This is a genomic window from Paenibacillus anseongensis, assembly GCF_009757995.1.
In the GTDB taxonomy this organism is placed as follows: Bacteria; Bacillota; Bacilli; order Paenibacillales; family NBRC-103111; genus Paenibacillus_E; species Paenibacillus_E chondroitinus.
The window spans coordinates 347,975-372,197 of sequence record NZ_WSEM01000008.1; the positions used below are offsets into that span (position 1 = coordinate 347,975).

Here is a 24,223-nt window from a genome sequence, read left to right on the forward strand (position 1 = left end):
TGATTTATTTGAAAAATTTGGTGTGCTTCAGCTTCAAATTTTCTTTTTCAATCAAGAGCAGCTCCAAATGATCTTTTATCATTTTTTCCGCTTGGTCGGGATCCTTCTCCTTGATGGCACGAACAATGCCGTGATGCTGGGCCAATATTATTTTCCAGTCGGAATCGGAAGCAAGCCGTAAAATCCGAATGCGGTTGTCATGCGTTGCCATTTGTTGAATGAGTCCCCACGTACGGCCCCGTCCGCAGCCGATCATAATCGATTTGTGAAACTCTTCATCGAGCTCAAACAGACGCCCATAATTTTGTTCGGATTCGCATAGTTCTTGCAGCGAGATGAGATTTTGCAGATGAAGCACCTGTTCCTTGTCAAGCAGCTCACACGCTTCTCTAACAACGGCGGATTCCAAGGTTTTTCGGACAAATCTGGATTCTTCCGCATGCTGCAAATCGATAAGCGATATGATGGAGCCCTTCTGAGGAGTCGTTTCAATCAATTCTTCCTGAGTCAGCTTAACCAATGCTTCCCGAATCGGCGTTCTGCTCACTTGGAGCATTTCGACCAGTTCTTTCTCCGAGATAAACCGCCCCGGTTCGAGTCGCAGCTCCATGATGTTTTTCTTCAAGGTTTCGTAAACGAAATCCCGGATTAGTCCTCTTTTGTCTCTTGAAATGTCAATTTGAATACTCATAAGATTCCTCCAGCCCGACGAGCCGCCATTCATCTTTGAAGCACTTTCAAAAAAGCGCTTACAAAAATATAAAATGACTAGTTACCCTAGTATACCAGCTTGATTGCAGTGAGCCGGATCGCTTTAATAAATCGGCCACCCTCTGATTCATTCAGCATATGCTGACGACGCTTTCGATTGCATAATTAGCTGCCTTTGACCTGTGATAATACTAACATACCACTACTATATTGGAGTTGACGATGCGCTAATCGTTTACAACATTTACCCATTTCTTGCATTCAATCCCGATTGAAAGCGCTGTATAAATGGTGTAGAATAGATCGAAAAGCAAGGGGGGACGTATATAATGTCTGAAATGATCGCCGATATGGTTGAAATAGGCAGGCTTCCCGACGTTCGAATGTCCTTTCACCTGATGGGGCTGCATGTTCGCGATGTGGGTCCCAGTTGGACCTATCCATCCCATGAACATCCGATGTACGAGCTTCATTGGGTGATCGAAGGGGACATGAAGATGATGATTGAAGGTCAAATTTATGATCAAAAAAAGGGAGATCTGCTTTTCATACGTCCGGGAATTATTCATTCATGCAAGTCCGCAGGCTCTCGTGGCTTCACTTATTTTTGCATCCATTTCAGCGTAGCAGATCCCGCATTCTCCAAAGAGCTGGAGCGCCGTCAAGCCACCTGTTACGAAGCCTCCTCTCCCCTTGTCAAAGAATTGGCTCCACTCTTAGCAGAATTATGCAATTTTGCCACTGAAAACAAAAATCGATCGCTTTCTGCTGCAAAAAACTTGAAAATGTACGCAGCCGTGTTTGAGCTTTTGGGAACGTTGGTGGAACAACTGTCCCAAACCGACAACGTTGTGCTTACGAAAAAGGAATTACTGGCCAGCCGCATCGCCGAAAACATTGGATCTTCGATCCGAAGCAGCCTGCTTCATGGCCAAGTGGAAGACAACGAAAGAAAATTCGTACAAGATATAGCCGAATCCCTGAATCTCAGTCCATCCCAGGTGAATCGGGTATTTCAACAGGTATACGGGAAAGCTCCCCGCAAATATATGTCGGAAATTTTATTAAGTGAGGCACAGCGCCTGCTGCTTCAGACTGATCTGTCCATCGATCATATAGCCATGATACTCGGGTATAAAACAAGCGCCCACTTTAGCCGTCAATTCAAGCGTTGGATTGGAATTGCGCCATCTGTCTATAGAGGCACTGCCGAAATGGATGAAAGTCCCCCTCTGAAACCCCCATCTCCTCAGGAATTACGATGATTTATATTCTCCAACAGCGATAACCGGCAGCCTCCTACGCAACTCAAAAGGCTGTTAGCCTGCTAAATATCGCAGTCTAACAGCCTTGAAATAAAGGTAAAATTAATTAGCAGCAAGTAGTTCTGGAACCGTCACTAAGGTATAACCCTTTTGTCTCAGATAGGAGATAATTTGAGGAAGCGCCTCTACCGTGTTACCGAGTTTCCCATGCTTCCCACCTGCAAAGTGTTGAAGAATTATTGCGCCCGGTCCAACTTCTTTTCGTACATTGTTTAAAATTTGCGGAACACTTTTCCCATCCCAGTCTAACGTATCAACGGACCAACCAATCACTTGATGGCCAGATTTCATAGATGCATTAAGAACCTGCGGAGAAACCGCACCATAGGGTGCCCGAAATAAGGTAGGGGTTACACCTGTAATTTGCTTAATCATATCATCCGTTGATACAATTTCACTCTCAATCTTATCAGCAGTCGCTTCGGAAAGATTGGCATGATCCCATGAGTGGTTACCAATAACGTGACCTTCATCTACAACCCTTTTCAACATTTTCGGATGTTCTTTCGCATGCTCTCCGACTACGAAGAAAGTCGCTTTCACCTGCTCCTTCTTCAATATGTCCAAGATGAGCGGCGTATATTTTTCATCAGGACCGTCATCAAAAGTTAAAGCCACTTTAAGCCCGTCTTTTTTCACATTATTGATTACTGCAGCACTTTCACTTTTTTGCTCACTATTAGAATCATCTATTTTCTTTATCACTTTTTGTTGGGGTTCTATGTGTACGGGTGAGATGACTTGTGTATTAGGTAAAGAAACTAGACTTTCTGGTTGCACCGAATGGCTGCACCCGGTCATTCCTAATATAACAAATAGGATTAGTGCGGTTAGGCTAACTTTCATTTTTGTACCACTTCTTTCTGCCACTCTAATTGCTAAACTCAGACAACTAATTAAATATACTATAAATGCTTATATTTATGTACTATATTTCTCATTTTAAATTGTATAAAAAAATGACCCTATCGAGTCAGGTGTCTCCTCGATAGGGTACAATTTAGTTGGTATTACACCTAGTAACCACCAGCAAAACGGTCGGTGACTTGCTTGTCGGAGGTCGCCTGTCCCATCGCCCGCTCCATAAACCTCGTTCTTTTCTCCTGCGTAACGGCTGCTGCCAACTGTGCTTGATCCTGATCCCCTTGATGTACATCATGAATGATCCATTTTTGTCCGAACCCAGCATGAACGACCTCGTCTGCCCAATCGAAATCCTGAAACGTCGTCATCAACGGATCCTGAACCTTATCGCGACAAAACTCCCACTCTTCCCTCTTCCCCGGAGGATATTTCATGGCCGCCTTTTCTATAGCAATCGTAAGGTGGGTATAAGCTTCGTCAATACTATCAAATTCATTTACGCACATTTCGTAAAATCCAATCCAATTTGGAATGTCGTAAACATTCCTTCCTTTCGCCCGTAACGCCGCTTCCCCGAACCAGGAATGACGGGCCTCGTCCCACAGATGGCGAGCCACATCGTAATGAAAGGCCCATGGCTTGCTTTCCGCACTGAAAAAGATGTATGCGAGCGCCTCGGTTGCCGTCATTTCATAAAACCGGTGCAGCATCATCGCCTCAAACCGGCCTGCGTCGTTGTCCTCGAACGTCATTCCGTCGAACTTGCGCCGGTTTGTCTTAAAACGGCTGTCCCGGATCGAAACATTCGGCAGCTCAAACGAAAAGGCTAGTTCGGGCAATACCGGCTCATGCTCCGTCCGTGGCTCCGTACCACTGATGCCCCCAGCTTGCTGCAGCAAATTCTCGAGAAGAGATTTCCACTTCTCAGCATCCTGGCGTTCCTCTTCTGAGGCGGATTGAAGCAGCTCCGTGGCGGCTGATTGGCCCCAGTCGATTTGCATCTGCCGGTCGAGTTGCTGATGCCGGAGCATCGTGATGGTCGGCTCGTCGACAATAGGCTGCGCTCGCTGCAAATAATCGTCGATGGCCTCCAGCTGAGCCGGCTTCACCACTTCAAACAACGCAATTAACAAGGTTAGTGTGCTTACGGAATCGAGCACTTGATTCGTCAACCGTTCGAGCGCGATGTCGGGACACTTGTCGAAAGCTGCCGTGCTCAGTCGCAGTTGCCTGCAGCGATTGCGGCATTGCTCATTGAAGGAAGCGTCTTGCCACACCATCCGGGCTAATGCGCCTTTGAGCTCATATTCCGGCCTGGCGATCAGATGGCCGGCTTCGATTCTTGCCAGCCGCCGATCGATGTAAGCGAGCCGGTGTAGCCGGTTGGCAGATTCGGCTACGGACATGCCAATTTTGTCCCACTGCTCTATTCCCATAAAAGGATGCATGGTATAACCCCCTTTAATTTATACAGTTTCGTGCAAATCAACGATATAGATATTGCCTTGTGTCCGTTCATTATGAGTATCCGAGGTAAAAAGAACGTACTGGTCGTTATGGCTGAAAATCGGATGAGGATGCACGTCCTGCACAGAGAAGCTGCTGTTGTGGAGACAGAGAAGTGTCATGTCCAGCTTAGCCTGCAGCCAATCTATCCGGCACAGATGAATACTGTGGGCATTAATAATGCCGTCAGTCACAAGCAGCGAGTCATCTGTGCTTGTTGTGAAATGTCCATAAGCCGTCATATCAGGTGAAAAGCTTACTTCCATGTACTTCCCTTCCCGTGAATCCATATAACCGACAAAGCTGACAATCGGCTCTTGCTCTTTCGCTACTTCCTTCATTGCCGGATCGTTAGGTACGCCTCGGGTTCCGTGATAAATTACCGCATGGTCTTGATTCGCCCACATTTCATGGCAAATCCACAAAGACGGCCCCCCGTTCGATTGATCCCTCACCTTCGAGATCTTCCCGTGTTCATACAGCCAAATACGTTGATCGACCATGCCGCCTTCGTGGTTGAACAGGATGATTCGCGGATCGTTCGGGTGGAACTGTACGTGGGTCACCCAGCCCTGGTGCGTAAAATTGTAGAGCGTTTCCCCTGAGATCGTATCGATGACGACGACTTGTGAGCTTATGTTGTCCCGCTTCACCTTTTCCCGAATCAAGCTGAAAGGATTACCATCTCCAACCTCAAACGCTGCTGAATCGATATAAGGGACGCAAGCGTATCGTCCGTCACCAGACAAATGCGTAAATCCGGTCATCACGTTTGCCGGGAGTTGATAAATGACTCTTTCCTCCAGCCTGTTTACATCGAGCAATCGCACCTCGTTGCCTTGAATATATAGCAGAAGACCTGCTCCTGGAGCGAAACTGGGGCTCGCTTTGGCGAAACCGCGGTACGGATTGCCGTCGTAGTACACATAACTTTTCATTATGCCATCACTATTGTCCGTAAGTTGAACAGCCGTACCGTCTTCCAGCGACAGCTTGAACACATTCGGATTGCCGCTGCCCAAGTCGCTGATATATAGAATCTGCCGGTTATCCGCTGTGAAGCTGCTGCTCGTAAAATATAAATGATGATGATTTCCAGGCAGAGAAGTGAGCTGAGTCACAGTCCGTCCTGTTAACTCATCCTTGCGTTTCTGTAATTGATGTTTGAAGATGGTACCTTTAACCGTATTCACTGCTTCCTCTCCCCTCTAGTTAAAAAAACGCGGCAGCCAGCTCCGATTCGCCCGTAGCAAGCTGTCAGCCAGCTCCCCGAGCTCGGAGAAATCCGCGAGCCCACTAAGCGGATCCAGGCTTAACGCCTCGATCAACGTCTCCCGTCTGCCCTCCAGCGCCGCTTTCAACGTAAGCTCATGCACATCGGCGTGAAGCCTGCACAGACTGCCGACCGGACCAGGCAGATCACCCGAAGCCCACGGGTGAATCCCGCTCGCTCCGACATTCGCGAGTGTCTCCACGATGACGTCCTTAGGCATGTTTCCGATTTGCCCTTCGTTCGGGACGTTAACAATCGCGGGCGTCTCGCCGCCAGTGACAACAGCCTTCATGATTTCCGTCATTTCTTCGCCGGAGCGCTGCCAGGAAACCTCCTTCACGCCGCTTGCCAGCTGACGGATCGTTTCCAGCTGATGCACCTTCGTCAAGCGCCTGGCGTCTACCGTCGTTTTAAGCACGCCGTATTTCATGCCGTACCCGTTTCTCACATTGCACAGACTTGGATAGAATTCGATCAGATGGCGGTCTCCAGCCAGCGGCAAGTATCCAAACTGACGGCATAATGCCAGCTTCGCTGCGCTTTTGTTGTGAAAGGAATCATTTTGTCCTGCTGCTCCTTCGTCTTCGATGTCCCAATGTTCCTGGGCATATGCGCGGATTCGAGGCAGTACATCTTGGCCATTAAGCTCTGCCTTCGTCAGCCAGATGAAATGGTTGACCCCTGCAACTTTATAATGAAACCCTTGCTCCGGAAGCCAACGGTACAGATAATCGGTCACGTTCATGCCCTCAGGTTTGGACAAACCAAGCATCGGTCCAAAATATTTCGGAGCCGCATGCAGCTCATGGCACATGCCGACGACCTTGACACTCTTGGCCGCCTTATTCATGGCCCTGGTGACGACGCTCATGGGATTCGTCACATTGAACAGCCAGGCACCCGGACATATCTCCTCCATTTCCTGCACAAGCTCGTAGGCAACCGGTGCCGTACGCAGCGAAGCGGAGATGCCGCATGGTCCAACCGTCATCGATACCGGCTGCCGGATGCCGTATTGGATTGGCAACTCCAGATCATTCCAGAACGCATCCATCGCTCCTGGACTGAACGTCGTCAGTACGAAGTCGGCTCCTTGCAGCGCTTCCTTCCGATCATCTATAATGCGGATCCGGTATTCCTTGTTACGAAGCCTATTGAAAGTGTGCAGCATAGCGGCTACAGCCTCAACATGCTCTCGGTTCGGGTCGACCAGTCTGATTTCGCCACCTTGAATCTCGTCCAACAAATACACGTCCCGCATGAGCCCCGCCATCCAGTTGACGCTCCCGCCGCCGATTATCGTTAAGTTCATAGAATCCATCTCTTTCGCCTCCAGAGAGTAAGAGCTTGATATTTTCGGATTAAGCGTACCATCCGAGCCGTGAGAGCGTCTTCAATTATCTTGTTTTTCTCCCCAAACATTCACCTATCTTGCTATAATATATTTATAGTGCTGTCGTTACTGAAGGAGGGAGCCTGCAATTGGACCGGACGACCATGTCGAACTACGATGTTCCTTATGACCGAACCCCGCCTTTCTCCATAAGCTATACGCATGATAGGGAAATCGGGAAAAAACCGGTCATTCACCATTATCATAATGCCTTCGAGCTTGATTTCTTTGTCAAAGCGGACCTTGAAATTTTCGTGCGGGACAACAATTACACGATTCGGGACGGCGACTTCTTTTTCATTAACGAATACGAGATCCACCGGATCCACTACCAGCCTAACCGTGCCTATGCAAGATATGTGATTAATTTCAGCAAAGAGTTCATTCAAGGGATACTTCGAGAAGCCGGGCTGGAGCCCACCTTGGAGTGGTTAATTCATCAAGGTCCGCGTAAGGTGGAGACGAAGCTGGAGCAGCGAAGCGCACTGACGTCTCTTTTCAAAACGGTGGTGTCCGCGCATGAATTGAACGATTGCGATCCGCTAGCCGAGGCCAAGGTAAAGCTAAATTTACTCCAGCTGCTCATCCGATTTAAGGAGCTGGCAGACCAGCAGCAGCCGTCTCCTGCCTTTAATCCGCACATTAGGGGACTCATCCGCTTTATCGATGAACATTACGCCAAGCTGATCACTCTGGAGGGGCTTCAAGCCGAATTTGGGCTGAGTAAATATTATATAAGCCATTTGTTTAAAGAGACGACCCATTTTACAGTATTCGAATATGTGTTAAACCGAAGAATATTAGAAGCCAAAAAATTATTGGAGCAAACGGAGCTTTCCATTATTGATGTTGCCCTCGGCTCTGGGTTCAATAATCTGCAGCATTTCTACCGAATTTTTCAGCGTCATGTAAAGCAAACACCTCTGCAATATCGCAGAGGTGTGAGGTGAGATTATGTTTTTATATTGGTATTCTCTAAAAAGTAGTATTTTTGCTCAGTACGTCTGCGAATAAAGAAAAGAAGGCAATTGCAAAAATAGCATATAATACAATAAAAATAGCCATCATTATTAAGCTCGCTTTGGCGTAATTAGACTTATTTTTGTTGGCACCGTCACCAAATGCCCAAACAAATAACATGACGATATTGGCAATTGGGATCATCAAAATTAAGCTAGTAATTAGCCAATTCTTCACCGTCATAACCTTTTCTCTTTGATCTAGCCCATAGTTTGTTGTTTCCATCGACATTTAAAAATCCCCCTTAACCATCTTTGTATATAATTACCATTCCATAGTATATATGAAAAAGCACAAATGTAAAGGAATATTTTAACAAATATATCATCTGGTTAACATGATAATTGAATCAGAGATAAAAATAGCGGTAGCCTTGGACGAGAATATGATGTCCAAGACTGCCGCTGCTAATTTCTTCGTGTAGTATTTCCTTTAGTTTAATGAATGAATGATTATTCACCTGAGTACTTGTTAACTGTTAAAGCATAATGGTATATCTCAATATCCTCATCAATAAACCCTCTGCGTTGGGCAGCTAGTAATGTTTCATACATATTCTTTCGCCCCACAGGGTTATCTGTGTGTAAATAAATTTTGCTGGCGCTTAAACCATTCTCACAAAAATATTTAACGAAATCATAACCATTGCGCAATTCATTACCGTTCTCATCTTCACCTAAGTCATGGTCAAGCGATAGTAGTTCTACTGTATACAGCTTAAAATATTGTATTGCTTCTTCGAATGTTCTTGCCACTAAAAAACCTTCAGGACAGTCCCTTAGATCATCCAGGTATATATTCACCTTCATATATTCACCTCTTATTAACACGATCTTTACATATTTAATTCATCGCTCCGATAGTTAAATAATTAATCTTACATTCGCGAAAAATCCAAGTCAATATATGGAGTGCTATTCAGTAAGTTGGAATAATAAAAGCGTCGAGCTTGTTCATCCCACTTACTCCAATCAGGAGCATTAAAATCTCTGCTTCTATATAGTGCGGATAAAACCCTAGCTTGTCTTAAATCGATAAATAAAGGTATTTTCTTTAACCACTCTTGACTTATCGTATTCTCCTTACAATAACCGTTTAAGAAGTTGGAAAAATAGCGCTTTGTAATCTCCTTTCTTACTTCTCCATCCACAACCCACGGGATAGGGATTTCATAAAATAGTGGAGTAGCAATATCAGAAACAAACCAACTATATTCCGCCTCGTCAAAGTCGATAATATTGGCGTTATCCCCATCATTTAGATAATTACCGCAGCTCACATCTCCATGAATAAGGCCATATGTATTTTTATCTTTGGCGAGAGCACTAACTTCTTCAATTAATCGATCGAAACTGTTAAATAATTCTGGGGGACAATTGTTCTTAAATGAGGTTAATAGAGCATTCTCATTCCATTCATAACGAAAATGTTGAGGAGTATAGTGAAGTGAATACTTATGTATCTTCCCTACAAATTGACCAATATTCTCATAAAAACTATTGCTCTCCTCGGCAATTTTTGCATTTCTGCCAAGAACTTTCTCAAAGGCAGTCACAATAAAAGCATGATCAATTACGTGAAGAAGATCCCCCGATAAAGACTGGATCGGCTTAGCTACTTTTACACCAGACTCCGCTAAAAACAAGATAAATTCTATTTCCGCTTTCGTTAATAATTCACCCCGATGTGCGTTATGGGCAATTCTTAAAATAACTTCTCGATCTCCCACCAATCCAGAAAAAACAAAGTTTTGAAACCCGTTTAACTCGATTATTGAGTCTTCGCGTATCCCATAACATTCTGCGGCTTGTCTCAATATATCTTGATTGAAAAGTTGCTTAATATTCTTATCCATAAGTTTTCTTTGATCACACTCCAAATGTTTATTAAGCCCCCATTTACCGTTAGACGAATGGCATCATTTTAACAATTGTGATGTTTAATCTTCAAGATATGATCTATAACGAACTAAAGAATTTCATCTTTAGCTTTGATAATATCTATATTAAAGAGAGTATGGTCATCTGTCATAGTCATAATTATTGAACCTACTACAAGAGAAAAGGTCCATGCAAACATTGTATTACGATCACCCATAGCGTCACCTCAAAAATCAAAATTAAGAAATATATGATCTTTTGTAAATTTTATACATTTATGTTTAAAATAATACCCTTAAATTCAGAACTCAACGCGAGTTTCATGTATTAGTTTAATAATCTCGCTTACACATTGTTCAACATCCTTGTTTAAACAATCAAGGATTTTATCACTGTACTTAGAATATAAGGGCAGTCTTTCCTCGTAAACATCCTTTAGACTATTTCCATTTTTGATAACAATGCCTCGAGTTGTTATATTAATTAGTCTTTTTTTAATCTCTTCATATGGGACGTGTAAATAAATGACTTTGCCACTTTTTTTAAGGACGTTCATGGCTTTTTCAGAATAAATAACACTTCCTCCCGTAGAGATAATGCAATTATCTAATTGCAATTCAGATATAGCGTTCTCTTCGATTTGCAAGAATTTCTCTATCCCATCAATATCGATTATCTCTTGTAGCAACTTACCTTCACATTGTTGAATGACAATATCCGTATCGACAAAATTCATTCCTAAAGCTTTTGCAAGCAATACACCTAAAGTGCTTTTACCAGCACCAGACATACCTACAAGAACTATATTCATTTTGTTCCTCACTTTCCATATTAAACTACCATTACTCCTATAGACCTATTAGAAAAAAGAGGGATTTTTCTTATCATGCTGGCGGAAACCGATGTTTCGTCGCTTGTTCGTAAGCATACGCAAGTTTAATTAGAACAGGTTCGCTATAAGCAGAGCCGGAAAAAACAATGCCGAACGGTCCTTTCGTAATCCATCCCTCCGATGTCGTGCTTCCTACGGGTGCAAACCCGGCTGGGACTGTAATTAAAGGGTATCCCGCTCTTCCCGCGATATCCGTGCCGTCGTAGTTACCAGGCAATAATAAAGCATCCAGATCGTGTTGTTTTAAAACAGCGTCGATTCCTTGAGCACGGGAATACTCCTCATTTTTCCGTTTACTCTCCAGATATTCCGTATCCTCCAACGATCCGGATGTTTCATCACACCAGATTAGGCGGGATTGGCCATATTTTAATGCGACATCCGCATGGTTTTGATTAAACGCTATTACTTCCGACAAACTATGTACAGGTATGGATGCGGGTAGTCTGGCTAAGTAATCATTGACATACTTTTTAAACTCATGACGCTTAACATCGAAATTCCAGTTCACCAGCTCACAAGGAAGAGAAACAGGGTCAACAACAGTGGCACCTTCCTTTTTTAATAGGGCTATGGCTGCCTCCATGATGGCTAATCTCTCTGAATCCAAGTTCTGATAATAAAATCTCGGTATACCAATTCTAGCTTTTTTTATAAAGCTATTATCGAGGAACTGCGTATAATCCTTATACGAGCGGTTTACACTTTCTAAGGTGCTAGAATCCCGTTCATCAACGCCTGTCAGTACTCCCAACAAAATAGCTGCGTCTTTTACCGTTCTAGTCATAGGACCCGGAGTATCTTGGCTATTCGAGATCGGAATGACCCCTGCTCGACTAATTAAACCGACAGTCGGCTTCAATCCGACGATGAAATTTTGGCTCGCTGGACAAATGATGGATCCAGTTGTCTCTGTTCCAATAGCTGCAGCTGCCAAGTTTGCCGCTATAGCCGCAGCCGAACCTGAGCTGGATCCGCCGACAAAGAATTCCCCCGGTCCATAGGGGTTCAAAGTGAGCCCGCCTCTTGAACTATAACCTGCCCACATGGTGGAAGACATAAAATTAGCCCACTCGGTCATATTCGCCTTTCCTAAGAGAACAGCGCCTGCTGAACGAAGCTGCGCTGCCACCCATGAGTCTTCCACCGCATAGGAATCCGCTAGAGCTACAGCTCCTGAGCTTGTGTGCATGTTATCATGAGTATCAATGTTATCCTTCAATAGAAGCGGAATACCGTGCAACGGCCCTCGACTTCCCGTGCAAGCCCTTTCTTTATCTAATGCACGCGCGATGTCGATGGCATCAGGGTTGATTTCGATAATCGCATTTAACCCAGAATACCTTTGGATACGTTCTAAATAAACGTTGATCAGATTTTCAGATGTCATATTGCCTGACTCCATGGCTGTCTGCATACTGTTGAAATCGGCCTCAATAATCCACTTATCCAGTAGGTCTTGCATGCAATCGCTCCTTTAAACTGGCTTTAAATAGTGCCAATTCTTACCGCTTTCTCCTATCAACGGTAACACGTTCTACGTTAAGTCAACTTTTTAACTCCAAGTGAAGTAGGGGGAATGGTTGACCTGAGCTGTCTAGTTCTGATCGTCCCACCTGATCAAATCCGATCTTTTTGTAAAATGCATACGCTCCTTCATTTTGCTCATTAACATCAACCTGGAGATTCCTTCCTTTTAGTTTCACAGCATGGTTAATTAATCTGCTCCCTATACCCTTTCCGTGGTATTTTGGGTCTACAAACAACATTTCTATCTTTTTTCCGTCAAGCCCGATGAACCCTGCAGGTTCTGTATTTTCATTCATATCCACCCAAATTTCCACTTCTTTTAGCGCTCCATTTTTAACGATGTCATGATAAAATTGAATATCCTTTTCCGTCAGAAATGTATGGGTATGAACTACAGCTTTATGCCAGATTTCCACTAATTTATCATGATCTTTATCTTGGTAAGCTACGATTTCATATGACATTTATTCATCCTCCATAATTTTAGCCTATCTGTTTCTACCTATCCTTTAACTTATAGAATACATATTTCTCTTTTATTAGTAATGTGCAAAAATTGTTATAACCAAACTGCCCCGTTAGCTTAATCCTTTCTCCTCCAAACTCCCCCAGGACAAGGAACAAACCCACTTTCTGAGTAAAACGCAGTATGTTTAGAAGCATAAGTCAAAGTTACAATCTCTAACCCAAAACGGTCAGCCTCTTCAAGTAATTTCTTTACTAAGGCTTGGCCTAGCCCTTTTCTCTGATGTTGCGGATGCACAATGATATCTTCCATATATCCGTGTTGCAATCCCATTCCAGCAATATAACCAAATGCTATGAGTTCATTTTTCTCATCCCTAAGTCCGGCCCAGAAATTACAGCGTTCAAATAAAATGGGATAATCAGAACGCCTGCCCTCCCAACCCACGAGTTCTCTTAAAGTTGGTACTTCATGAGGCTCTAACGGTAAATTAATGACTATTTCTTGATTCAATTGACCATCTCTCCTTTGCAAATCATTGTAATTAAAAAATTATCCATCTGTTGGCGCAATCCTGCCAGCTACTTCAATGAAAAATAGGGAGTAACTGCCGTGGCGATCTCTCCCTAGTTACTCCTCCCTACTCTAATCTTTGCATGTTGGACCTTTTGTTCAATGAATTCGTCATACTTCGCATTTACAATTTGCATGGCAACATCTTCTTTGACTTCGGACAATTCTCTGTACCCAGCGGTCGTCCCTAACCTGTAGATATTATCCCTGTTCTGTAAATAATATGATTCAAGCTCTCCGTCATTTGGTCTAAGTTCGTTGTCCATTAGCTTCTTTTTTAACTCTAAAACCAAGTTGCTTTGCCGATAATTATAGTACTCCAATTCACCGAAGTTTTTATTTCCATAGATTACTTTCCCACTTTCGATGGATTGTTTACGAGTGTTATTTTCATTGTTCCAAGCATCAAGAAAGGCATCATAGCTTATATCTTCAATAATACCTTTGTCTTTAGCCAGCACTTGTTCCATTTTTAATTTGGTCAATTTATCCATTGTTCTTTGCTTTAAAATCTCAAGTGGAATTTCTCCGCTGTAACTTCGATCCCAAAAAGTTTTATCAATTTCAGCCTTATATTTTTGTCTAAAGTACGTAATGACTTCGGATTTCGTATTGTTTTGTATTAATGAGAATTCAGATGCAGTGATTTCTTCACAATTAATGTAAGCCAGAGCTTTGTTTTTATCGTAATTCCAAGCCATAGTTAAAGCCGGTACCAGGATAACCATGAACACTAAAATTGGTAATAGTAGCTTTTTCTTAATAACCATCATCCTCCATGAATAAAAAGCAAGCCATTGACCCTAACAGGACAATGGCTTCCCTCTATGAAAAACTTAAAATGCTTTTTCTAACAGCCGTTGAATGAACACAGCAGCTTCTGCTCGTGTAATGATGCTTTTCGCATGAAGCTTATCCCCTGTAATAATACCTAGGTCTACAAGTGCTGGAGAAGACTTGACAGACCAATCAGATAACGTGACTGCATCTCCAAATGAAGACAATGTCTTACTTGAATCTACCTTACCATCAAGTCTTAACATCGGTAATGTTCTACCAAGAATTGCATAGACTTCTTCGTGCGTGATGATACCACTTGGATTAAACAGGTCCTCCGTTACACCGCTTATAAGCTTAGCATCTACTGCTCTTGTTACCGCATCCGCATACCAATCCTCTACCTCAACGTCCTTAAAGCGTTGTTGGGTTACTCCCTTGTCATAAAGACCTAATGCTGCAGTTAACATTTGCACAAATTCTGCGCGGGTAACCGAACGGCTTGGTTCAAAATCACCATTCGGCAAACCAGTAACCACGTATTTAGAAGCTAAAGCTTGAATACTTGCTTCTGCTTCATTTCCCTTCACATCGTTGAAAGTAATTTGTTTAGCTGCTGCTAATACATAGGTACTGTTTAATAAACTCATACCTACATACTTACCATTTACATAAACGATTGGAACAGGAACGAACGATCCATCTTTTTGTATTCTTAAAGCGATAACATTCCTATACGTTGTTTCACCTAACACACGACCAACCATCTTTTCAAACATCTCTGTAGGCTTATCCACATGATTATTCGACAACAGCACTTCAAAGGAAACAGGAGAATCCAATAATATATAGCCTTGCTTTTCAGCTTCTCTTTTTCGTTCGGCCGTTTCTATTTCATTTGAAAGTGTACTCACGATGGTAAGTGAAATATCACTTGGCGATGTATTTGGAAAAAGAAGACTAGCCTGAGCAAGCATTTCTTCGGCATTTAAGATATACGATTTATTGCCTGTTTGGAGCTCTAGTGAAATATGTTTATTCGTAAATAAACTTAGTTTCTCTACTTGCAGGTTTACCTGTATGCCTGCACCCTCTTTTCCTTTTATTGCCTTAGGCGTCGTAATTACTAAGGTTGCACCGTCTTTCAATTGATCTAGTGAAGTTTGAATATTACGAGCATCAATATTCAAGTGTGCTACGGTAGTGCCATGAACATCCGTTGTTATTCTAGTATCTTTCTCCAATTCCGTTGTCACTTCAACTCGGTCTTGCAGAATTGAGTTCGGTGTACTCGGTGAATTCGTAGTATAAGTTGTATTTCGAGATGAAGAACTGCCACCATGGTCAATGTCTCTCCAAATGGCATAAAGTCTCATATCAGATGCTGCGTCATAATTCGTAGAATTTGTATACAGTATTCCGCTGCCATCTTGATTCGTGTTCCAGCCGATAAATATATGTTCAGACCTGGTCGGAACTGGTAGAACACCAACTGGAGCAACATAGGTTACAATCTTTTCAGATACGTCTACTTCGCCGCCCTGTGCATCAAAATGTAAAGTATACTGATTTGCCAACCATCTTGCATACAAGATTGAATCCTCTGCCGTATGATACCAAGTATGGTTTGTATACGTTTCTCCCGTCCCATTAGCAACCGTGTTCCATTCCATAAACGTATACCCTGTCTTAGTAGCTACTGGTAAGGTGCCTACATAAGTGGCATAAGTCACAGAGACAACGGAGGAACTAGGGGTTATCATGCCGCCTTGCGCATCAAAGCTTAACGAATACACATTTGAATCCCAGACGGCAAATAATAACGTATCTGTTGTTGCTTGATAATTCGTGTCAGCCGTATAAACCAACCCCGTCCCATCGTTGGCTGTGTTCCAGTTTCTGAACGTATAACCTATCCGAATCGGCGTATGTAATGTTCCAACAGGTGCACCATAGCTGACTCTCTTATTGGCATAAACATCCTGACTACCATTGGCATCAAAATTCAAAGTATACGCTCCTGCCGACCATTGTGCATACAGAGTTAGATTTCCCGCTAATTGGTAGATCGTCGCTTCGGTATAGGTTTGACCTGTTCCATCAGCCACAGTGTTCCAGCCACTAAACGAATAACCAACACGGTCAATTGGCTCAATTGTTCCTACGCGTGCATCATACTTAACTTGCTTCGTAAATTGAGCGGGTATTGTAGACTGCGTGTCAAACGTAATTTGATACGTAGTCGCTTCCCATATTGCATAAAGATTCGTATCCTTTGGATCCTGATAGAGAGAGCCTTCAGCAAGTGACGTTCCGGTTCCATTCGCCACTGTGTTCCAGCCTTTAAATGTATAACCACTGCGTGTTACAACTGGTAATGTCCCGACCAAAGCATCAAATGTGACTGCTTGGTTTGTTGGTACAGGGGCTCCACCCTGTGCATTAAAGCTTAACGTGTACGATTGCGCTTGCCACTGTGCATATAGCATCGTATCTGTGTAATACGTATACACGGTTAACGGATGATATTGCACACCTTTTCCATCTGCACTTGAATTCCACCCTATGAATTTATAGCCCGCTTTAACAGGTGTTGGCATCCAGCCTACCGTATTTCCATAAGTCACTGTACTTACTGATGGAATAACCGTTCCGGATCCCGCGTTAAATAGCAATTTGGTTTCTGGCGCTTCCACAATAACCGTGTAGATAACGATTTGTTGTTGGCCATTATAATCAAACGTACCTTTAACATCAAATTTTCCTGAATTGGCATATCTGGTTACAGGAATAGATTCCCATGCAACAGGGACTTGGTTCATCAATCCTGTCACTGTATCACGTACATGTAAAGTTGGAAGAAGCACGGGTGCAGCTCCTACTGTTGTTCGTACTGTTTTATCATCTTCTAACGAATAAGGAATAACAGCCAATTCTAGACGCGGTGCAAAGTCCCCCGCAGTATCATTCCTTGATGAGAACTGTATACCCGTATTAAAGGCTGAAGATGGGCTCAAATTATTGTTTACAAATTCCGTAAAAGCTAAGCCGAAAGATACGCCTGATAATGAAAGTCCTGTTTGTAGTCTAGTATTGATAAAATCAGTAATATCAACCTCGTACCATAGGCCTTGTGCGATAGCTGCCGAAGCACTGCCGGGTACAGTTGGTGCTTTAAAGGATGCAATTTCACTGCCTTTAAATGGTTTTCTGTTCGTCCAATTAATGCCAGTCTCGCTCCAGCCGGAATCGGTTTCATAGACACCTAAATTAGTCAAAGCTTTGGAGTTCTGATCAATCGTTTTCCCATATAATTTAAGCTTGGCAGACAATGTACTATTGCTTGGGAATGTGCTGATATCAAATTGCACATAACCTACTCTAGAAAACCCGGCAGAATTGGCCGATTTAACGTGAATGAAAGTATCGTTGCCGAAATTCTCGACATTCGTTCTATCTCTTACATAGGAATCCTGTGTCGCTTTAAAGATCTGTTTCGGATAATCCGCAACAGATGTTATCGCTGATACGGTAATGTCGCACGCAGTAGAGACTGTTGGATCACTTACACTGGTTGCTGTAACGATCGCTGTTCCTTCAGCAACTGCCGTTATTTTCCCATCAGCTGAAACCGTCGCTATTCCCTCATTACTTGAAGCGAAAGTCACACTTTTATTGGTAATCATTTCAGGAAAAACATTGCTTGTTATCGTTTTAACGCTACCTACATTAAGGTATAGCTTATTAGCATCAAGTGCAACGGAAAGAACTTTGGGTTCAACAATCACTTTAATAATGACTGGCAACTCAAGTGAAGCATAGGTAGGCTCACTAATCATTCCTCTTACGTAAAATGTACCCTTTTCTGAGTACAAGGAAGGATCCACCGGTTCCCATTGCACGGCTACTGGAATACTGCTTCCGTTAGCAAGATTTGTTGCATCTACAGTTGCTGGTAGTACTGGGGCTGTGCCTACCGTTGTAGTAAGAGCTACATTTGTCGGTACTTGAATAGGAATCGAACTAACAATAAGCTGCGGCGGCATATTATCTGAAGAATCTTTAGATGTAAACTCAATATATTTGGAATCTGTATTCGCCCTCAGTGATTCATTACTTAATTCAAAGGAGACCTGGGTTTTATCACCGCCAGCTAGGTAGGTTTTCATATAATCTGTGACATTCACATCAAACCATGAATAGACTTGTGAGCTGCTGACTGGAACATTAAATGTTCCTATTGATGTTACTTGGCTACGCGCAGGTCTATTACTTCCTTTGAGCGTTGTTTCTGACCAACCTGTATTCGTAGGAAATACGGAAATGGTTTTATACGGTCCTTTTGCATCTGCAGCTGGAACCGCCTCTATCTTATGGGCAAAAATTCGAAGAATAAACGTTTTGTCATTTAAATTATCTTTTAAATCTGACGTAGGGAATTGAAGTAGAACTTTCTTATTCCATCCATCATCCGCATCTGAATTATTTTGGATCTGCAAATTATTAGGATCAGCCGTCTGTGAAATAATCGAGGAGTACGAAGCAACATTTACACCTCGAACATACCCATCGTCCGTCGGTGTGATCATCTTCATCCTATTTGAAATAGAGGAGACTTCAATCACACATTCGGCGGTAATCGTTGGATCTGAATTACTTGCGGCGATGATCTTCGCTGTTCCAGGTGAAACGGCCGTTAACACGCCTGCCGGAGAGACAGTTACTATATTTTCATCGCTAGAAGAGAACGTGATCAATTTATTCTTAACGGATTCGGGCTTAACCGTAGCCTTAATAGTTCCTGTGTCTTGCACATTCATAAAGCTTTTATACGTATCCAACTCTACATACGCCACATGGTCTACGGGTTTATCAGAATCTGAATACTCATGTGCCCCAATATCAGGAGCATCCGCGTATAATGGATTTCCAAAAAAATCTCTTCCCCCATTATTTACAATAGGAATGCCTGTGTCGATAGCTGGGGATGTATTCTTTAACTTATAACCTACTAACGTATCAATCTTCGGTTGACCAGGTACTGTACCCGTTTCGCCTTTACCTGGATCAACAAACTGCGGATTTCCAACAACTGCACTAGCATCAGCTGCCAATGGATCTGTTAGATAATACAGATTGTTCTTATATGTACCACCGCCGTTGGCAAGGCTTTTAACATAAAAAATATTATTGGAAACAACCGTATTATTATCCGGTTGCACTCTGGTATCATTATTCGGAGAATAAAACGTATTGTTATAGACAAGTCCACCATAACCGCCATAAATCAACCGATTTGTTATATTTTGCGCAATGTTATAGCGGTAAATAATAGGTTTGTAGCTCGTCTTATTCCCCTGCAAATCACAGATTAGAAAAGCTGATCCTGAATCATGTGCGTAGTTGTATTGAAAAATAACGTTGCTGCTGTTCAAGTCTGCGTCGAAAGCCGTATCATCGGCTGTTCTTGTTGTGGACCAATGATTAATATTGTAAATTTCGTTAAATTGGTAGATTCCGTCGGTTGTATTGGTAACTTCTAACCCTGAAGTTCGCCAGTCGTGGGCGATATTATACTCACTAACAGGAGCAAAGGCAGGTGAAATTAATTGGCCAAAGTCGGAGTACTCCAATCCACCCATTAACATATTGTTTCTCATCACAATATTCCGATTCGGGACAACAGCGGTTTGATTCGCATTTGAATAGGCTGCCAAAGTAGAGGCTTGGGCAATTCGAATGCCTGTTTCAGATACGCGCTCGATCGTATTATTCTCAATGGTAATGCCATCAAAATAGGTTTTCGGAGGTTGAGTCCCCGTATAACTAGGACGCGTATCTACAGTCGCAATGGATATGCCGCCTGTTCCTTTAAACCATGAGCTATCATACCCGCCTAATGCCGGTGGATTCGAGTATGCGCCAGCCACTGTACCTCCAGTTGTGTCATTGGGTCCAAACTCTCGCAAACCATTTATATCATGAATGTAACAATCTCGGATAACAATATGTTTATAGGCACCTTCTCTACCCGAAGCGGTTACGCGAATACCAGCCAAGTATCCAGTAACATCAAAAGTAGTGGTAGTCGTTAATGGAACGGTCGTTTTCGTCGTGCGCCAATTCGTTACAGCTAGATTATTAATTTCCCAGTATTCTTGATTATCTAACTTAACCGCACTCTGAATAAGACCTTCGGCATCAATCTTTGGTTTATCCCCTTCACCGTACTTATCAATGATAATAGGGCTACCCTCTGCACCGGAACCCTTCGGCCAAAGCTGTCCAAACCAGATTTCTCCTGATTTAAAAAGTATTTTGTTTCCCGGTCCAAATTGGGTAGCATTGACCTTATCCAAGGTTTTCCATGCCGTTTCTGGTGTTGTTCCATCATTCGTGTCTTGGCCATTTGAATAGTCTACATAGAAAGTACCTGGAACTGCTACTTCTGCGGCTTCTGCCTTGAGCTCTGTGTTTTGCGGCAGCATCATGGCTAGCATAAAAGTAATTAATAGCAACAAAGTCATCTTTCTGCAAATTTTGCTTATCCTCATCTAGAAACCCTCCAATTTCATTATTGCAATCGCTTCCAAAGAATTGAAATTGAAAAGGGGCACCTTGCATCCTGCCCGATGCTCCTCTTACGATAAGGATAATGATACATGATGAACCAATACGTGTATGCTGACGATTCTGACCTATTTCCAGACGATTTTTACCGCTTTATCTGGACTTAGTTCGTTTCTGCATGTAATCGCCGGGTGTCATACCCATATATCGTTTGAAGATTTTGGAGAAGTAATTTCGATCGGAAAATCCCAGAGCCGAAGCAGCCCCTTCAATCGTCGCTTCGGGTCGCTCCAACATTTTAATTGCATTATCAATCTTGTGTCGATGAACGAAATCCGTAAAAGTCGTGCCCGTAACTTTCTTGAAATATCTTGAAAAATAACTTGCATTTAGATGCAAATATTCAGCCATATCGACAGTTGTTACATTCACCGAAAGACGCTCTTGCAAATACTGGTTTATTGCCTTTAGTTTAAAATCGTGTTGAATCGCATTGTCTTTCAAATCCTCATGATCTGTTAGGCGTTGCAGGTATTGCGATACGAGTTTAAGTAGATCATCCACTTTCAGAACATACGGCAAACATTCGTAAAATGCTTCCGAATCTGCCCCCAAACCACCTTTGCGCATCTCAATTGATCGTAAAGTTGTCTGTATAAGTTTTATAAATAGGGTAGGAGCTAGTTTAGTTTCTCCCGCTATAAGGCCAAGAACGGAGAGAAGCTCCTCCTGCTCTTCTACCAGTTGCTCATAAAAGGAAGATGCGTACACTTCCATCTGACTCAGCAATCGTGTACTTGGCTCACTTAACCAAGGTTTAGGTCCATCTTGAATCTCTGTTATGACAACAGATGTGTAAAATCCATCCCACTTTCTTTCTTTCAGTAGGTGCAAAGCTGAAGCTAATCCAGATAGCTCATGCTTCTTCTGTATATACTGCAAACTCAGGCGAATTTTGAGGTATTCCTTGCCTTTGTCTATCACTTCCATCGCATAGCTACGGAATGTATCCATAGGATGGGTATGCAAACTATTTTTAAAATTATAAACCAATATGACACCATACTCCGTTGAAAATACAGTCATTCCTTCGAACGAACCTTTCAACTCATCAGCAATATTATATATGCCGTAGGAGGCTAATGAATCTCGATACATATATCTTGGGGAATAAGATGAATAAAAAGGCGCAATCATACCTACGATAAAATCATGATGCTTCCAACTAACACCTAGTCGGGCCCCATACTCCAGTAAATCTTTGGACGGGCCTTCTTTCATGAAACGATTTATAAAAGTAACTTCGAGTATCTCGCGATTCCGGCGCATATCTTCCCGATAAGGCTGTTCTTCCTGGTGCGTTTTCTGAGTCTGCAGCAATCGAATCGCCTTCTGTATACTTGCCTGCAGTTGTTCTTCCGTAAGTTCTACTTTAATGAGATAGTCTAAGGCTTCAAGTTGAAACGCTTGTTTGGCATAATTAAATTCCTCATGACAAGTCAGAAAAATAATAACAACATCAGGTTTAATTGAACGTAATTGAGCGGTTAGCTCCAAGCCATCCATTTGAGGCAATCCTATATCCGTAATAACGATATCTGGAAGCAATTTACGGAATTGCTCCAAGGCAATGATACTGGAGTAGGTTTCATAAACAATTTGTAGATTCAGTTCTTCCCAATTTATCATGCCTCGCAAGTACTGAAGCATCAATACATCATCATCAATTGTCATGACTTGATACATGTCATTGTCTCTCCTCACACTTGTCATACAATAGGAATTTTCATAAAAACATCTATACCGCCAGTCCGATGATTCTGTAGTTGAATCGTAGCTTCTGACCCATAGGTTAGCTTAAGTCTCTGAGCAATATTGGTTAAGCCAACCCGCTTCCCATTGTCCTCTAGTTCTCCCTCACCCGCTGTTAACAACTGATTCATCCATGTCAACCGTTCTGGAGCCATGCTAACGCCATTATTTCTTACTGTAATGCACAAGCATTTGTCGATAATCTCGCCGATAACTTCCAACTGCGCATCCGCTTTCCGTTCTGAAAATCCATGCACTATGGCATTCTCAATGAGTGGCTGTAGCAGCAGCTTCGGCATTTCAAGCAATTTCGCTTCGTCTGATAATGTTACAATGAAAACCAATTGCATTTGATTACGCATTTTCATAATTTCCACGTAATCCTCTAGCAGCTTACACTCCTGTTGCAGTGTAGCATTCTCGCCCGTATGTAGATAATTACGCAATAACCTCGTTAAGGAGTGTATTTTGCCACTATGGAAGGAGTCTTTAGCCATACTCAAGCTAATTTTAATCGAATTTAAGGTGTTCAATAAAAAATGCGGCCTAATCTGAGAAGCTAGAGCCTGCAGCTCAAGAATTCGATTCTGTTCGTGTTCTTGCTTATTTTTTTCCATGAGTTCTTTAATATTCTCAAGCATAATATTTAAGGTTCGGCCCAATCGGGCGATTTCATCCTGCCCTTGGTCTGGAAAACGAATTTCTGTATGTCCTTCTCCGAATTGTTCAGCTGTAAGTTCCAGTTTTCGAATTGGACGATGCAATCTTTTGGCGATTAAAAAGGAGAGCCATCCGAACAGTACAATAAACAGAACGACTACCGTACTAGCAAGCAGATAGATCCCTTTTACATCACCGGCAATTGGTGCTCTCGATGTTTCATAAATGAGTTTCCAATCATTAATTGGAAGATTAACCTCACTTCGCAATGTCTCATTTCTCTTTTCATGACGATAATAAGGGATATTCATATCTCCAGCCACGTACTGTCCAGCAGAATCGTATAAAACCATAGTTCCTAAATGCTGTTGTGTAAATAGATTCTTGAAATAAGAATTTGAAAGAGTTACATAAATAACGCCCAAGTCCTCCGTATTCCATGGATCCTGAATCACACGACCAAAATATAAGGCATATGACAAATCCTCCTGCAAGGGATACGTATAAGAGGTACCCAGTGTTTGTAAAGTTATGTAGGTATGCATCTGGATTCGGCTTTGAATGACAGGCAAATCCTTTAATAGCCGATTGTAATCTTCAACAGTCTTTTGGTTATGGATGATAAGTCCCTTGGGATTCTCAATAAAAAATTGAATATGATTGGTTAAATTCTTTTCACCAAAGTATTGAAAGGATAATTTGATTTCCTCAGCACTTTCAAACTCATCATAGGTTCGGATGGCCGTCGTATCCTTCAAAGTTCTCATGCGGCTTAACGTAGCTGTATCTTGAGCCAAGTAGCGAGAAGAGATATCGATAACATCCAGTGTTTTACTAATTTCTTGAGAGACCAGATTAAGGTAAGCGCTATTTCTTTCTTGCATACTCTGATTTACGTTTGCTTGAATGAGATAATAGGTGAAAATTGCACTTCCAGCAACAGGGAGGAGAACAAGCAATAATAGAGACAT

At 42.5% G+C, this 24,223-nt stretch carries 19 protein-coding genes; 2 read left to right on the plus strand and 17 right to left on the minus strand.

What is annotated here, in order from left to right:
• Positions 1-4: 4 nt before the first annotated feature.
• On the minus strand, positions 5-691 hold the full coding sequence (locus tag GON05_RS09295; protein WP_157318893.1) for a GntR family transcriptional regulator: 687 nt from the start codon (positions 689-691) through the stop codon (positions 5-7).
• 349 nt (positions 692-1,040) lie between these two features.
• Here GON05_RS09295 and GON05_RS09300 point away from each other — a divergent pair, with 349 nt between their 5' ends.
• Positions 1,041-1,976: an AraC family transcriptional regulator gene (locus GON05_RS09300; protein ID WP_157318894.1), complete on the plus strand. Its 936-nt coding sequence runs from the start codon at positions 1,041-1,043 to the stop codon at positions 1,974-1,976.
• Between the two features lie 102 nt (positions 1,977-2,078).
• On the opposite strand, the gene GON05_RS09305 is transcribed toward GON05_RS09300, so the two are convergent.
• The 4 genes from GON05_RS09305 to GON05_RS09320 form a co-directional block, all read right to left on the minus strand.
• Positions 2,079-2,882, minus strand: a complete 804-nt coding sequence (locus GON05_RS09305) for a polysaccharide deacetylase family protein (RefSeq protein WP_246238941.1) — start codon at positions 2,880-2,882, stop codon at positions 2,079-2,081.
• A 170-nt stretch (positions 2,883-3,052) separates the two neighbouring features.
• Positions 3,053-4,348 (minus strand): hypothetical protein, encoded by a 1,296-nt coding sequence (locus tag GON05_RS09310; protein WP_157318895.1) that lies wholly within the window; start codon positions 4,346-4,348, stop codon positions 3,053-3,055.
• 18 nt (positions 4,349-4,366) lie between these two features.
• The gene (locus GON05_RS09315; RefSeq protein ID WP_157318896.1) at positions 4,367-5,599 is read right to left on the minus strand and encodes an oligogalacturonate lyase family protein; all 1,233 of its coding nucleotides are present in this window, start codon (positions 5,597-5,599) and stop codon (positions 4,367-4,369) included.
• Between the two features lie 15 nt (positions 5,600-5,614).
• A complete protein-coding gene (locus tag GON05_RS09320; protein WP_157318897.1) occupies positions 5,615-7,000 on the minus strand; it encodes a family 4 glycosyl hydrolase in 1,386 nt (461 codons plus the stop codon).
• 161 nt (positions 7,001-7,161) lie between these two features.
• Here GON05_RS09320 and GON05_RS09325 point away from each other — a divergent pair, with 161 nt between their 5' ends.
• Positions 7,162-8,022 (plus strand): AraC family transcriptional regulator, encoded by an 861-nt coding sequence (locus GON05_RS09325; RefSeq protein WP_157318898.1) that lies wholly within the window; start codon positions 7,162-7,164, stop codon positions 8,020-8,022.
• A 25-nt stretch (positions 8,023-8,047) separates the two neighbouring features.
• Here GON05_RS09325 and GON05_RS09330 read toward each other — a convergent pair whose 3' ends face one another.
• The 12 genes from GON05_RS09330 to GON05_RS09380 form a co-directional block, all read right to left on the minus strand.
• A complete protein-coding gene (locus GON05_RS09330; protein ID WP_220138837.1) occupies positions 8,048-8,323 on the minus strand; it encodes a hypothetical protein in 276 nt (91 codons plus the stop codon).
• A gap of 221 nt (positions 8,324-8,544) precedes the next feature.
• Positions 8,545-8,901, minus strand: a complete 357-nt coding sequence (locus GON05_RS09335) for a cyclic-phosphate processing receiver domain-containing protein (protein ID WP_157318899.1) — start codon at positions 8,899-8,901, stop codon at positions 8,545-8,547.
• Positions 8,902-8,969: 68 nt separating this feature from the next.
• The gene (locus tag GON05_RS09340; protein WP_157318900.1) at positions 8,970-9,947 is read right to left on the minus strand and encodes a phosphotransferase enzyme family protein; all 978 of its coding nucleotides are present in this window, start codon (positions 9,945-9,947) and stop codon (positions 8,970-8,972) included.
• 113 nt (positions 9,948-10,060) lie between these two features.
• Entirely contained in the window at positions 10,061-10,189 is a 129-nt protein-coding gene (locus GON05_RS39665) for a hypothetical protein (RefSeq protein ID WP_276509480.1), read from the minus strand.
• An 84-nt stretch (positions 10,190-10,273) separates the two neighbouring features.
• Positions 10,274-10,783 (minus strand): shikimate kinase, encoded by a 510-nt coding sequence (locus GON05_RS09345; RefSeq protein ID WP_157318901.1) that lies wholly within the window; start codon positions 10,781-10,783, stop codon positions 10,274-10,276.
• 73 nt (positions 10,784-10,856) lie between these two features.
• The gene (locus tag GON05_RS09350; RefSeq protein ID WP_157318902.1) at positions 10,857-12,329 is read right to left on the minus strand and encodes an amidase family protein; all 1,473 of its coding nucleotides are present in this window, start codon (positions 12,327-12,329) and stop codon (positions 10,857-10,859) included.
• Between the two features lie 82 nt (positions 12,330-12,411).
• Positions 12,412-12,858, minus strand: coding sequence for an acetyltransferase (locus GON05_RS09355; protein WP_157318903.1), 447 nt, complete (start codon positions 12,856-12,858; stop codon positions 12,412-12,414).
• Between the two features lie 119 nt (positions 12,859-12,977).
• Positions 12,978-13,373, minus strand: coding sequence for a GNAT family N-acetyltransferase (locus GON05_RS09360; RefSeq protein ID WP_157318904.1), 396 nt, complete (start codon positions 13,371-13,373; stop codon positions 12,978-12,980).
• Between the two features lie 113 nt (positions 13,374-13,486).
• Complete coding sequence (locus GON05_RS09365) at positions 13,487-14,206, minus strand: hypothetical protein (RefSeq protein WP_157318905.1); 720 nt, start codon at positions 14,204-14,206, stop codon at positions 13,487-13,489.
• A gap of 63 nt (positions 14,207-14,269) precedes the next feature.
• On the minus strand, positions 14,270-20,764 hold the full coding sequence (locus GON05_RS09370; RefSeq protein WP_157318906.1) for an InlB B-repeat-containing protein: 6,495 nt from the start codon (positions 20,762-20,764) through the stop codon (positions 14,270-14,272).
• A 169-nt stretch (positions 20,765-20,933) separates the two neighbouring features.
• On the minus strand, positions 20,934-22,526 hold the full coding sequence (locus GON05_RS09375) for a response regulator transcription factor (protein WP_181646238.1): 1,593 nt from the start codon (positions 22,524-22,526) through the stop codon (positions 20,934-20,936).
• 23 nt (positions 22,527-22,549) lie between these two features.
• Positions 22,550-24,223 (minus strand): sensor histidine kinase, encoded by a 1,674-nt coding sequence (locus tag GON05_RS09380; protein WP_181646239.1) that lies wholly within the window; start codon positions 24,221-24,223, stop codon positions 22,550-22,552.